The sequence below is a fragment of the Bradyrhizobium sp. BRP56 genome, from assembly GCF_020194035.1.
Taxonomy (GTDB): Bacteria; Pseudomonadota; Alphaproteobacteria; order Rhizobiales; family Xanthobacteraceae; genus Bradyrhizobium; species Bradyrhizobium australafricanum.
The window spans coordinates 58,982-70,686 of record NZ_JADYVV010000028.1; the positions used below are offsets into that span (position 1 = coordinate 58,982).

12 protein-coding genes are annotated in these 11,705 nt (G+C 63.9%); 7 read left to right on the forward strand and 5 right to left on the reverse strand.

The genetic code is table 11. The features are described 5' to 3' along the window. The first annotated feature begins 7 nt into the window (after positions 1–7). From urtA to I6F38_RS20620, 7 genes are all read left to right on the forward strand, one after another. Positions 8–1,270 carry an urea ABC transporter substrate-binding protein gene (gene urtA, locus I6F38_RS20590; RefSeq protein WP_092079983.1) on the forward strand — a complete coding sequence of 421 codons (1,263 nt, stop codon included), beginning with the start codon at positions 8–10 and terminating at the stop codon, positions 1,268–1,270. A 171-nt stretch (positions 1,271–1,441) separates the two neighbouring features. Next, positions 1,442–2,368 carry an urea ABC transporter permease subunit UrtB gene (urtB, locus tag I6F38_RS20595; RefSeq protein ID WP_076833517.1) on the forward strand — a complete coding sequence of 309 codons (927 nt, stop codon included), beginning with the start codon at positions 1,442–1,444 and terminating at the stop codon, positions 2,366–2,368. Positions 2,369–2,385: 17 nt separating this feature from the next. After that, positions 2,386–3,522 carry an urea ABC transporter permease subunit UrtC gene (urtC, locus tag I6F38_RS20600; protein ID WP_225161588.1) on the forward strand — a complete coding sequence of 379 codons (1,137 nt, stop codon included), beginning with the start codon at positions 2,386–2,388 and terminating at the stop codon, positions 3,520–3,522. A 12-nt stretch (positions 3,523–3,534) separates the two neighbouring features. Then, positions 3,535–4,290 (forward strand): urea ABC transporter ATP-binding protein UrtD, encoded by a 756-nt coding sequence (gene urtD, locus I6F38_RS20605; RefSeq protein WP_168857086.1) that lies wholly within the window; start codon positions 3,535–3,537, stop codon positions 4,288–4,290. A gap of 12 nt (positions 4,291–4,302) precedes the next feature. Continuing rightward, on the forward strand, positions 4,303–4,992 hold the full coding sequence (gene urtE, locus I6F38_RS20610) for an urea ABC transporter ATP-binding subunit UrtE (protein WP_050400072.1): 690 nt from the start codon (positions 4,303–4,305) through the stop codon (positions 4,990–4,992). A 28-nt stretch (positions 4,993–5,020) separates the two neighbouring features. Continuing rightward, positions 5,021–6,250: a formamidase gene (gene fmdA, locus I6F38_RS20615; protein WP_050400074.1), complete on the forward strand. Its 1,230-nt coding sequence runs from the start codon at positions 5,021–5,023 to the stop codon at positions 6,248–6,250. A gap of 99 nt (positions 6,251–6,349) precedes the next feature. Then, on the forward strand, positions 6,350–6,697 hold the full coding sequence (locus tag I6F38_RS20620) for a zinc ribbon domain-containing protein (protein WP_225161589.1): 348 nt from the start codon (positions 6,350–6,352) through the stop codon (positions 6,695–6,697). 144 nt (positions 6,698–6,841) lie between these two features. Here I6F38_RS20620 and I6F38_RS20625 read toward each other — a convergent pair whose 3' ends face one another. The 5 genes from I6F38_RS20625 to I6F38_RS20645 all read right to left on the reverse strand — a co-directional run bounded on the left by I6F38_RS20625 (position 6,842) and on the right by I6F38_RS20645 (position 11,652). Continuing rightward, positions 6,842–7,627 carry an ABC transporter ATP-binding protein gene (locus I6F38_RS20625; RefSeq protein ID WP_225161590.1) on the reverse strand — a complete coding sequence of 262 codons (786 nt, stop codon included), beginning with the start codon at positions 7,625–7,627 and terminating at the stop codon, positions 6,842–6,844. Then, positions 7,624–8,397, reverse strand: a complete 774-nt coding sequence (locus tag I6F38_RS20630; RefSeq protein ID WP_225161591.1) for an ABC transporter permease — start codon at positions 8,395–8,397, stop codon at positions 7,624–7,626. Before I6F38_RS20630 ends, I6F38_RS20625 begins: the two co-directional genes overlap by 4 nt. A 78-nt stretch (positions 8,398–8,475) precedes the next feature. Then, positions 8,476–9,420 carry an ABC transporter substrate-binding protein gene (locus tag I6F38_RS20635; protein WP_225161592.1) on the reverse strand — a complete coding sequence of 315 codons (945 nt, stop codon included), beginning with the start codon at positions 9,418–9,420 and terminating at the stop codon, positions 8,476–8,478. Positions 9,421–9,553: 133 nt separating this feature from the next. After that, complete coding sequence (gene hutC / locus I6F38_RS20640; protein WP_225161593.1) at positions 9,554–10,297, reverse strand: histidine utilization repressor; 744 nt, start codon at positions 10,295–10,297, stop codon at positions 9,554–9,556. Further along, positions 10,294–11,652 carry a formimidoylglutamate deiminase gene (locus I6F38_RS20645; RefSeq protein WP_225161594.1) on the reverse strand — a complete coding sequence of 453 codons (1,359 nt, stop codon included), beginning with the start codon at positions 11,650–11,652 and terminating at the stop codon, positions 10,294–10,296. Before I6F38_RS20645 ends, hutC begins: the two co-directional genes overlap by 4 nt. Between the last annotated feature and the right edge of the window lie 53 nt (positions 11,653–11,705).

Below are 11,705 nucleotides of genomic sequence, written 5' to 3' on the forward strand. Positions count from 1 at the left end.
GGTGCTCATGTCAGACGAACCAAAACCAGGCCTGAAGTCTCCGCTCCGGCGCAAGCTCTTGATGGGAATGGCGGCATTGCCGGCCGTTTCGATGCTGGGCCGTCCGGCATTTGCCGACGTTCCTGCAACCTCTGCGGTCAATACCACGGGTCTTGCAGTCACCGATAGCGAGGTCACGGTCGGCATCCTGCACTCCGTGACCGGCACCATGGCGATCTCCGAGACCGGGTCGGTCGAGGCCGAGAAGCTCGCGATCGAGCAGATCAATGCCGCCGGCGGCGTGCTCGGCCGCAAGATCAAATTCATCCAGGAAGACGGCGCCAGCGACTGGCCGACCTTCGCGGAAAAGGCCAAGAAGCTGCTGGTCAATGACAAATGCGCGGCCGTGATGGGCTGCTGGACGTCGGCCTCGCGCAAGGCGGTGCTGCCGGTGTTCGAGCAGTACAACGGCATGCTGTACTACCCGACCTTCTATGAAGGCCTCGAGCAGTCCAAGAACGTGATCTACACCGGGCAGGAGGCGACGCAGCAGATCATCGCCGGCCTCGACTGGGTCAACAAGACCAAGGGCGCCAAGAGTTTCTACCTGCTCGGCTCGGACTACATCTGGCCGCGCACCTCGAACAAGATCGCGCGCAAGCACATCGAGAACCATCTGCAGGGCTGCAAGGTGGTCGGCGAGGAATACTTCCCGCTCGGCTCGACCCAGTTCAACTCGGTCATCAACAAGATCAAGCTGACCAAACCGGACGTGATCTACGCGATCATCGTCGGCGGCTCGAACGTCGCATTCTACAAGCAGCTCAAGGCGGCGGGCATCGACCTGTCCAAGCAGACGCTGCTGACGATCTCGGTCACCGAGGACGAGATCGACGGTATCGGCGGTGAGAACATCGCCGGCGCCTATGCCTGCATGAAGTACTTCCAGTCGCTCGACAATCCGAACAACAAGGCCTTCGTGCCCGCATTCAAGAAGATGTGGGGCGAGAAGACGGTGATCGGCGACGTCACCCAGGCTGCCTATCTCGGCCCGTGGCTGTGGAAATTGACGGTGGAGAAGGCGCAGAGCTTCGACATCGACAAGATCGCGGCCGCATCGCCCGGCGTCGAGTTCAAGGGCGCGCCGGAAGGTTACGTCCGGATCCACGAGAACCATCACCTCTGGTCGAAGACCCGCGTCGGACGCGCCAAGGCCGATGGCCAGTATGAGCTGATCTACGAGACCGCCGATCTCGTCGAGCCGGATCCGTTCCCCAAGGGCTACCAGTGAGCCAGTAGCCCGCATGAGCGGAGCGATATGCGGGACCGTCCCGGGTATCGCACCGGCTCACCCGGGCTACGAAGCTCCACAACGCATCGCGGCGTAGACGTCATCGTCCACGCCACGGAACGAGCGTCGCTTGACCGGCGGCGCGTGCCCCTTGGAATGACGGAGGACCAGATGTTCGGCGACTATTCGATCAGCGATCTTGGCGCCATCCTTGCGATGCAGGGATTTGCCGGGCTCATCCTGTTCTCCGTCTATGTGCTGATGGCGCTCGGACTTGCCATCATCTTCGGCCAGATGGGCGTCATCAACATGGCCCATGGCGAGTTCATGATCCTGGGGGCGTACGTCACCTGGATGACGTCGAACGCCGTGCAGCACGTCGCGCCCTGGCTGTTCCCCGGTTACTTCTTCATCGCAATGATCCTCGCGTTCATTGCGTCAGGCGCGCTCGGCATGCTGGTCGAGTGGGCGCTGATACGCCATCTCTACAAGCGCCCGCTCGACACGCTGTTGGCGACCTGGGGCCTTAGCCTGATCCTGCAGCAGGCCTATCGTTCGGTCTTCGGCGCGCGCGAGGTCGGCGTCGAACTGCCGGAATGGATGATGGGCTCCTGGCAGGCGACCGACTCCATCCAGATTCCGATCAACGGCATGTTCGTGATGGCGCTGACCATCCTGATCACGATCGCGGTCGCCTATGTGCTGTTCTGGTCAAGCTGGGGCAAGCAGGTACGCGCCGTGGTGCAGAACCGCGTGATGGCGGGCGCCGTCGGCATCAATACCGAGAAGGTCGATCGTTACACCTTTGGCCTCGGCTGCGGCATCGCCGGGATCGCCGGCTCGGCCTTCACCATGATCGGCTCGACCGGGCCGACCGCCGGCCAGCTTTACATCGTCGACACCTTCCTGGTGGTCGTGTTCGGCGGCGCCGCCTCGCTGTTCGGCACCATCGCCTCCGCCTTCTCGATCTCGCAGACCCAATCGACGCTGGAGTTCTTCCTGTCGGGATCGATGGCCAAGGTGATCACGCTGCTGACGATCGTCGCGATCCTGATGGTGCGTCCGCAGGGGCTCTTCGCGCTCAAGGTCCGCAAATAAGAACAAGCAGGCTGGTCATGATCATCAACTCGCGCTTTTTCAATCGCTCCGAACTGCTCGGCTTCCTTGCGCTCGCGGTGCTGTTGTTTGTCATCCTGCCGCTGTCGCTGGATATCTTCCGCCTCAACCTCGTCGCCAAATATTTGACCTACGCCTTCGTCGGGATCGGCCTCGTGCTGTGCTGGGGCTATGGCGGCATCCTGAGCCTGGGGCAGGGCGTGTTCTTCGGCCTCGGCGGCTACTGCATGGCGATGTACCTCAAGCTCGAGGCGTCGTCGGTCGCGAACACCAAGATCCAGTCGACGCCGGGCATCCCCGACTTCATGGACTGGAACCAGCTCACCTCGCTGCCTTTCTTCTGGAAGCCGTTCCACAGCTTCCCGGTCACGCTGCTTGCGATCTTGCTGGTTCCCGCGGTCTTCGCGCTGATCATCGGTGCCGCGATGTTCAAGCGTCGGGTCGGCGGCGTGTACTTTGCCATCATCACGCAAGCGATCGCCGCGATCCTCACTATTCTGATTGTCGGGCAGCAAGGCTACACCGGTGGCATCAACGGCATTACCGACTTGCGCACGCTGCACGGCTGGGACATCCGCACCGATCACGCCAAGTTCATTCTGTATTTCGTCGAGGTTGTGCTGCTGTTCGGCTGCATCTGCGTCGCGCAGTTCATCCGCCTGACAAAACTCGGGCGCATCCTGGTAGCAATGCGGGAGCAGGAGGATCGCGTGCGCTTCTCCGGTTACAGCGTCGCCAACTTCAAGATCTTCGCGTTCTGCGCCGCGGCGGTGTTCGCTGCGATCGGCGGCGCCATGTTCACGCTCGAGGTCGGCTTCATGTCGCCATCCTTCGTCGGCATCGTTCCGTCGATCGAGATGGTGATCTACACCGCGGTCGGCGGCCGGATGTCGATCTTCGGCGCAGTCTGGGGCGCGCTGCTGGTCAATTTCGCCAAGACCAGCCTCTCGGAGTCCTTCCCGCAGCTCTGGCTGTTCGGCCTCGGCGCGCTGTTCATCGCGGTCGTGCTCGCGTTCCCGAACGGGCTCTCCGGCATCTGGGCGGACCACGTCCAGCGGCGCATCGATCGCCTGTTGGCATCACGCAAATCGAAATCGGCGGCCGGCCTGATCGCCGACGGCGCACCGGCCGAGTGAGGAGGGATCATCATGCTCGTCGGCCATCAGCCCAAGGACTTCCTGCTCGCGGTCTCCGGTCTCACTGTGTCCTTCGACGGCTTCAAGGCGGTGAACGATCTCTCCTTCTATGTCGAGGAGAACGAGATACGCGTCATCATCGGCCCGAACGGCGCCGGCAAGACCACGGTGCTCGACCTGATCTGCGGCAAGACCAGGGCGACGTCAGGCTCGATCCAGTTCCGCGGCCAGGAGCTGACCAGGTTGCGCGAGAACGAGATCGTGCAGGCCGGGGTGGGGCGCAAATTCCAGACGCCGTCGGTGTTCGAGGATCTCACCGTGTTCGAGAACCTTGAGATTTCCTTTCCGCGCGGCCGCACCGTGTTCGGCTCGCTGACCTTCCAGCGCGACGACACGGTCAAGCAGCGGGTCGAGGAGGTCGCCGAGATGATCTTCCTGAAGGACAAGCTCAACACCTATGCCGACCAGTTGAGCCATGGCCAGAAGCAGTGGCTCGAGATCGGCATGCTGCTGATTCAGGATCCGGACCTCTTGATGCTCGACGAGCCGGTCGCCGGCATGAGCGTGTCCGAGCGCGCCAAGACGGCCGAGCTGCTCAACCGCATCATCAAGGACCGTTCGGTGCTGGTGATCGAGCACGACATGAAGTTCGTCGAGGACATCGCGCACAAGGTCACGGTGCTGCACCAGGGACAGATCCTGTCCGAGGGAACGATGGAGCACGTCAAGAACGATCCGAAAGTCATCGAAGTGTATTTGGGCCACTGAGGAACTGGGACGATGCTGGCAATCAATGATCTTCACGTCGCCTACGGCCAGAGCGAGGTGCTGCACGGCCTCAACGTCTCGGTGGCACCCAACGAGATCGTCGCGATCATGGGCCGCAACGGCATGGGCAAGACCACGTTGATGAAGTCGCTGATGGGCATCCTGCCGGCCAAGAGCGGCAAGGTGACCATGGACGGCACCGAGCTCGGCGCGATGAAGAGCTACGAGCGGGTCGCGAAGGGGCTCGCCTATGTGCCGCAGGGTCGCATGATCTTCTCCACGATGACGGTGAAGGAGAACATCGAGACCGGGCTCGTGGTCTCAGGCGGCTCCGAGGTACCGGGCGACATCTATGAGCTGTTTCCGGTGCTGCTCGAGATGAAGGGCCGCCGCGGCGGCAATCTCTCGGGTGGACAGCAGCAGCAGCTCGCGATCGCCCGCGCGCTGGCGACCAAGCCGAAGGTGCTGCTGCTGGACGAGCCGACCGAAGGCATCCAGCCGTCGATCATCAAGGACATGGCGCGCACCCTGAAGCGGATCCGCGACGAGCGCGGGCTGTCGATCGTCGTCTCCGAGCAAGTCCTGAGCTTCGCCCTCGATATCGCCGACCGCGTGCTCGTCATCGAGAACGGCGAGATCGTCCGCGACGATCCGCGCGCCAGCGTCGATGCCGCGCAGATCTCGAAATATCTGTCTGTGTAACCACCAGTAAACGAAGGGGAGCAATGCGATGCCAGATACACTAATCAAGGTCGATCTCAGCAAGTCGGCCTATGAAAACGACAAGATCCATAACCGCTGGCATCCGGAGGTTCCGATCGTCGAGTGGGTCAGCCCCGGCGACGACTTCATCATCGAGACCGTCGACTGGACCGGCGGCTTCATCAAGAACAACGATTCAGCCGACGACGTGCGCGATATCGATCTGTCGATCGTGCACTTCCTGTCCGGCCCGATCGGCGTCAAGGGCGCCGAGCCCGGCGATCTCCTCGTCGTCGACCTGCTCGACGTCGGTCCCTTGAAGGAGAGCCTGTGGGGCTTCAACGGCTTCTTCTCCAAGCAGAATGGCGGCGGCTTCCTCACCGACCATTTCCCGCTGGCACAGAAGTCGATCTGGGACATCAAGGGCCTCTACACCTCATCGCGCCACGTCCCCGGCGTGAACTTCGCCGGCCTGATCCATCCCGGCCTGATCGGCTGTCTGCCCGACGCCAAGATGCTTGCCGCATGGAACGCGCGCGAAGCCGAACTGATCGCGACCAACCCGACCCGGGTGCCGGGCCTCGCCAACCCGCCGTTCGCGCCGACCGCCCATGCCGGCCAGGCCAAGGGCGACGTCAAGGCCAAGATCGGCCTCGAGGGCGCCCGCACCGTGCCGCCGCGCGAGCATGGCGGCAATTGCGACATCAAGGATCTGTCGCGCGGCTCGAAAATCTACTTCCCGGTCTATGTGCCGGGCGGCGGGCTCTCGATGGGCGATCTGCATTTCAGCCAGGGCGACGGCGAGATCACCTTCTGCGGCGCCATCGAAATGGCCGGCTGGCTGCACATCAAGGTCGATGTCATCAAGGACGGCGTGTCGAAATACGGCATCAAGAACCCCGTGTTCAAGCCGTCGCCGATCACGCCGAACTACAAGGACTATCTGATCTTCGAGGGTATCTCGGTCGACGAGGCCGGCAAGCAGCATTATCTCGACGTCCACATCGCCTATCGCCAGGCCTGCCTGAACGCGATCGAATATCTGAAGAAGTTCGGCTACTCCGGCGCCCAGGCCTACTCGATCCTCGGCACCGCGCCGTGCCAGGGCCACATCTCCGGCGTCGTCGACGTGCCGAATGCCTGCGCCACGTTGTGGCTGCCGACGGAGATCTTCGACTTCGACGTCATGCCGTCGTCGGCGGGACCGATCAAGCACATCAAGGGCGACGTGCAGATGCCGATCTCGCCGGACAAGTGATCCTTTAGGTGATCCCTGCGCGAAGGGTGCGGGACGGCTGCGTATTGGCCGCCCCGCATCCATCGCCGGACTTCACACGACCGCGCAAGGATTAAGGAAATGCCGATCTACGAATATCTCTGCAACGACTGCGGCCCGTTCACCGACATGCGGCCGATGGCGGAATGCGACCTGCCGCAGGACTGCCCGCAATGCGAGGCGACGTCGCCGCGCGTGATCTTGACCGCGCCGGCGTTCTTCTGCATGCCCTCGGACAAGCGCAAGGCGCACGCCACCAATGAGCAGAGCCGGCACGCGCCGAAGACGCTCGATCAATATAAGGCCGCGCACGGCCCGGGCTGCGGCTGCTGCTCGACGGGAAGGAAGAAGCCGGCACGGCTGATGACCAAGACCAAGAGCGGCGCCAAGGGGTTTCCCACCGCGCGTCCCTGGATGATCAGCCACTGACAGCGCAGCCAATCGTCGGCTTTCCTCAACTGGCGCTGCTTCGTCATGGCCGGGCTTGTCCCGGCCATCCACGTCTTTCTTGTCCGATTGAAGCAAAGACGTGGATGCCCGGCACAAGGCCGGGCATGACGGAGAAACAGGCTCTCAGGCCTGTTCGGCGACCTTCAGGGCCTCGGTGCGGATCTCCTCGACCAGCCGCTCCTTCAGGGCGACGAATTCAGGCGTGGTCTTGATCTTGTAGGAGCGCGGATGCGGCAGGTCGACCGCGATCTCGGCCTTGATGCGGCCGGGCCGCGCGCTCATGACGATGACGCGGCTGCCGAGGAAGATCGCTTCCTCGATGTCGTGGGTGACGAACAGCACCGTCTTCTGGTCGCGCTCCCAGATCCCGAGCAGCATTTCCTGCATCAGCGCGCGCGTCTGGTTGTCGAGCGCTCCGAACGGCTCGTCGAGCAGCAGGATCTTCGGATCGTTGGCCAGCGCGCGGGCGATCGCGGTGCGCTGCTGCATGCCGCCCGACAGCTGCTTAGGCCAGTGATTTTCGAAGCCCGACAGCCCGACCCGCCGGATGAAAGCGTCGGCGATCTTGTGGCGTTCTTCTTGCGCAACGCCGCGCTCGCGCAGGCCGAAGGCGATGTTCTCCCGCACCGTCAGCCAGGGGAACAGGGTGTAGGACTGAAACACCATGCCGCGATCGGCGCCGGGGCCCGTGACCTCTCGCCCGTCGAGCGTGACGCGTCCGCTGGTCGGCCGGTCGAGCCCGGCGATGATCCGGAGCAGGGTGGACTTTCCGCATCCGGAGGGGCCGAGGATGGTGACGAAGTCGTTGTCGCCGACGTCGAGCGTGGTCGGCTCAAGCGCTCTCGTCGGCGCGTTACCGGCACGAGCGGGGAAAGTTCGCGAGACCTGGTCGATCCTGAGCGCGGTCATGCGAGCTTCCACGGGAACAGCCAGGCGTTGAAGGCCTTGAACAGGAAATCGGAGATCAGGCCGATCAGCCCGATCACGATGATGCCGAAGATGATCTGGCCAGTGTTGAGCAGCGCCTGGCTATCGGTGATCATGTGCCCGATGCCGGATGACGAGCCGATCAATTCGGCCACGATGACGTAGGTCCAGGCCCACCCCAGCACCAGCCTGAGGATTTCAGCGATCTCGGGCGCGGCGGAGGGTAGCAGCACGCGGCGGATGATGCCGCGGTCGCGGGCGCCGAGCGTATAGGCGGCCTCCACCAGGTCGCGCCGTGTGGCACCGACGGTGACGGCCACCATCAGGATGATCTGAAACACCGCGCCGATGAAAATCACAAGCAGCTTCTGCAACTCGCCGATGCCCGCCCACAGGATCAGCAGCGGAATGAAGGCGGAAGCCGGCAGATAGCGCGCAAAGGACACAAACGGCTCGAGAAAGGCCTCGATTGGCTTGTAGGCTCCCATCAGAACGCCGAGCGGCACCGCGATGCCGGCAGCAAGCACAAACCCGCCGATGACGCGCCAGATCGTCATCCCGATGTCGAACAGAAAGCCTTGCTTGGCGAGCAGGTCATAGCCTTCCTGCACCATCGTCAGCGGGTTGGCGAGGAAGGTCTTCGACACGTGGCCGCCGAACGTGGCCCAGGACCAGAGGGCGACGAACAGCACGAAGAAGGCGAGGCCATAGGCCACGCGCTGCTTCGATGTCGTGGGCTCGAGAGGACGCATCAAATGATCCGGGCGTATCTTATGCGCCGGTCCCGCCCGCTGTGTCGCGAGGCGGGACCGGCCGAAATGGTTGCTGCGTTACTTGATGAAGCTGGCGTCGTAGATGTCCTCGACCTTCGGCGCGGCCTTGATGATGCCGACCTCGAGCAGGAGCTCGGCAGCGTCCTTGTTGAAGGTGAGGAAGTCGCCGGCGAAGAATTTCTGGTTGGCGGCCTTGTCCTGCCAGCGCAGGTACTTTGCCGAGTTGCCGAACTGCTCGCCGCTCTGCTTCACGTCCGCGCCCATGATCTCATAGGCCTTGGCCTGGTCCTTGGCGATCATGTCGAGCGCCTCGAAATAGCTGTCGGCCAGTGCCTGCGCCGCCTTCGGATTGTCGGTGAGGAATTTCGGCGTGCAGCCGAAGGTGTCCATCACCATCGGATAGTCGAGCGTGGTCGCGATGATCTTGCCCTTGTCGGGCGCCGCGCGCACGGTTGACAGATAGGGCTCGTAGGTCATCGCGGCATCGTTCTGGCCGGAGACGAAGGCCTGCGCGGCGGCGGCGGGCTCCAGATTGACCACGGTAACGTCTTTCACCGTGAGGCCGTTCTTTTTCAGCATCCAGGCCAGCGCGAAATAGGGCGAGGTGCCCGGCGCCGATGCCGCGACGGTCTTGCCCTTCAGGTCCTTGATCGCGGCGACGTCGTTGCGCACGGCCATGCCGTCGGCGCCATAGCTCTTGTCGAGCTGGAAGATCTGCTTGGTCGCGACGCCGTTGGCGTTCCAGGAGATCCAGGTCTCGACCGTGGTGGCCGCGCACTGGATGTCGCCCGACGCAATCGCGAGATGGCGGTCCTTTTGCGGAATCTTCTTCAAGGTCACGTCGAGGCCGTTCTTCTTGAAGATGCCGGCCTCCTTGGCGAGCGTCAGCGGCGCGAAGCCGGTCCATCCGGAGATGCCGACGCCGACCTTGACGTCATCCGCGAACGCGCCCGTGGACGCGAGCAACACTGCGATTGCGGGCAATAGCTTGAAGGAACGCATGATTGTCGACCCCTTGAACGATGGATTGAACCCAGTTGATGTCTTACGTCAGTCGCGGCGGATTGTCGCATGAAGCATGTCGGCGGACGATGGCCGATGATGCATTGCATGAAATATGCCGCGCAAGGCGTCCTCAGCCTCCCTTGAAGCGAGCAACCAGGCGATGCGTCTCGCCCGGATAATGCAGCCGCACCGCCGTCACCGTGCGTGCGCTGCGCCAGGTGTAGCGGTCGATCACGAGGCACGGCGCGCCGACCGCGATGTCGAGCGCCTCGGCCGTGCGATCGTCGGCGACGACGGCGCTGATTGTATGCTCGGCTTCGGTCCACGGCACGTGATGCAGCAGCCACGATCCCGGCGGCTCGCGGGCGAAGTCCGCGGTGGCAGCTTCCGGGACCGTGGAGAGATCGATCAGCCTGTCCTCGACGGCGAACGGCACGTTGTCCGCACTGTGCCGGCAGGCGATCGCGACCACCTTGCCGGCCTTGTCCATGCCGAGCCTTGCGCGATCCGCTGATGTCGCGGTACGGCGCCGGCAATCGATCAGCTGATAGCCGTAGCTGCGGCCGAGCGCGGTGATCTCGGCGCGGATGTCGGCGATCTTGAGCACCGCCGACAGATGCTGCGGACGGCGCACGAATGAGCCGGCACGGCGCCGCCGCTCGATCAGGTCGGCCTGCGCCAGTTCCGACAGCGCCTTGTTCACCGTCATGCGCGAGCAGCGATAGCGCGCCATCAGCTGGTGCTCGAACGGGATGCGATGCCCGGGCGGCCATTCGCCGGTCAGGATCCGCGTCTCGATGTCGAGCCGGATGCGCTTGTAGAGTGTCGGCTTGTTCGCCGCGCCGGGCTTGGCCTGGTCGGAGGCGAGGCTCATGCGACGAGCCTCCGCACGCTTGCATTGAACTGCTCACGCGCCTTGTCGCGCAGCCGGTGCCGTCCGCCCGCCACCACCTTGTCGCCGGCGGCCCAGACGCAATCGATCGCGTCGCTGCCGGTTGCAAACAGCCAGCCGTCGAGAACCGCGTCGCCCGACCGTCCCGCGAGGGACGGATGCGCGGTGTCGAGGCTGACGATGTCGGCGCGCGCGCCGGGCGCAAGCCCGGCCTTGGTCTGTGCCAGAGCCTGCGCGCCGCCAGCGAGCGTCTGGTCGAACAGGGCGCGGCCGGTGGATGTGCCGGGACGCCCCGAGAGCACATTGCGCTCGCGGTGTTTCAGCCGCTGACCGTATTCGAGCTGGCGCAGCTCGTCGGCGACGCCGACCAGCACATTGGAATCGGTTCCGATGCCGAACCGGCCGCCCGCGGCGAGGAATTCGCGCGCCGAGAAGATGCCGTCGCCGAGACTTGCTTCGGTGACGGGGCAAAGGCCGGCAACCGCGCCGCTGCCGGCGAGTGCATTGACTTCCTGCTCCGTCATGTGGGTCGCGTGAATGAGGCACCAGCGTCGATCGACGGGCGCACGTTCGAGCAGCCATTGCACCGGCCGCTGTCCTGACCAGGCAAGGCAATCCTCCACCTCGCGCACCTGTTCGGCGGCGTGGATGTGGATCGGGTCCGCCCCGGCAAGCGGGATGATCGCCGCCAGCTCATCCGGCGCCACGGCGCGCAGGCTATGCGGAGCGATGCCGATGTTGGCGCCGGGAAGTTTTCGGATTGCCTCGCGCGAGGCGGCCATCAGCGCGGCGAACTGATCGACCGAGCAGATGAAGCGACGTTGCCCGGCATGCGGTGCGGCGCCGCCGAACGTGCTGTGAGCATAGAAACTCGGCAGCAGCGTGAGCCCGATGCCGGAGGCGCTGGCGGCCTCTGCGATGCGCACGGCCATCTCGGCGAGATTGGCGTAGGGCGCGCCGTCCCAATCATGATGCAGATAGTGAAACTCGCCGACACGGGTAAAGCCGCGCTCGAGCATCTCGACATAGAGCAGGGTCGCGACGGCTGTGACGTCGTCCGGCGTCATGGTCAGCGCGAAGCGATACATCGTCTCACGCCAGGTCCAGAACGTATCGGTCGTGTTGCCGCGCAGTTCGGCAAGGCCGGCCATGCCGCGCTGAAACGCGTGGCTGTGCAGGCTCGCCAATCCCGGAACCGCCATTTGGTGACGTTCGTCGCCGGCGCCAGGCGCAACGCCCGCCGTCACCGAGGTGATCGCGCCATCGACAGCGACGACCTGCACGTCATTGGCCCAGCCCGAAGGCAGCAGCGCGAATGCGAAATGCAGTCGTGTCATTTTTCCACGCCGGCTGGACAGAACCCGGACACGATTATATGTCTAGACATATA

Bases quoted from the DNA above. Each gene is read 5' to 3' on its own strand.
- urtA (WP_092079983.1), top strand. From the start codon at position 8: ATGTCAGACGAACCAAAACCAGGCCTGAAGTCTCCGCTCCGGCGCAAG.
- urtB (WP_076833517.1), top strand. From the start codon at position 1,442: ATGTTCGGCGACTATTCGATCAGCGATCTTGGCGCCATCCTTGCGATG.
- urtC (WP_225161588.1), top strand. From the start codon at position 2,386: ATGATCATCAACTCGCGCTTTTTCAATCGCTCCGAACTGCTCGGCTTC.
- urtD (WP_168857086.1), top strand. From the start codon at position 3,535: ATGCTCGTCGGCCATCAGCCCAAGGACTTCCTGCTCGCGGTCTCCGGT.
- urtE (WP_050400072.1), top strand. From the start codon at position 4,303: ATGCTGGCAATCAATGATCTTCACGTCGCCTACGGCCAGAGCGAGGTG.
- fmdA (WP_050400074.1), top strand. From the start codon at position 5,021: ATGCCAGATACACTAATCAAGGTCGATCTCAGCAAGTCGGCCTATGAA.
- I6F38_RS20620 (WP_225161589.1), top strand. From the start codon at position 6,350: ATGCCGATCTACGAATATCTCTGCAACGACTGCGGCCCGTTCACCGAC.
- I6F38_RS20625 (WP_225161590.1), bottom strand. From the start codon at position 7,627: ATGACCGCGCTCAGGATCGACCAGGTCTCGCGAACTTTCCCCGCTCGT.
- I6F38_RS20630 (WP_225161591.1), bottom strand. From the start codon at position 8,397: ATGCGTCCTCTCGAGCCCACGACATCGAAGCAGCGCGTGGCCTATGGC.
- I6F38_RS20635 (WP_225161592.1), bottom strand. From the start codon at position 9,420: ATGCGTTCCTTCAAGCTATTGCCCGCAATCGCAGTGTTGCTCGCGTCC.
- hutC (WP_225161593.1), bottom strand. From the start codon at position 10,297: ATGAGCCTCGCCTCCGACCAGGCCAAGCCCGGCGCGGCGAACAAGCCG.
- I6F38_RS20645 (WP_225161594.1), bottom strand. From the start codon at position 11,652: ATGACACGACTGCATTTCGCATTCGCGCTGCTGCCTTCGGGCTGGGCC.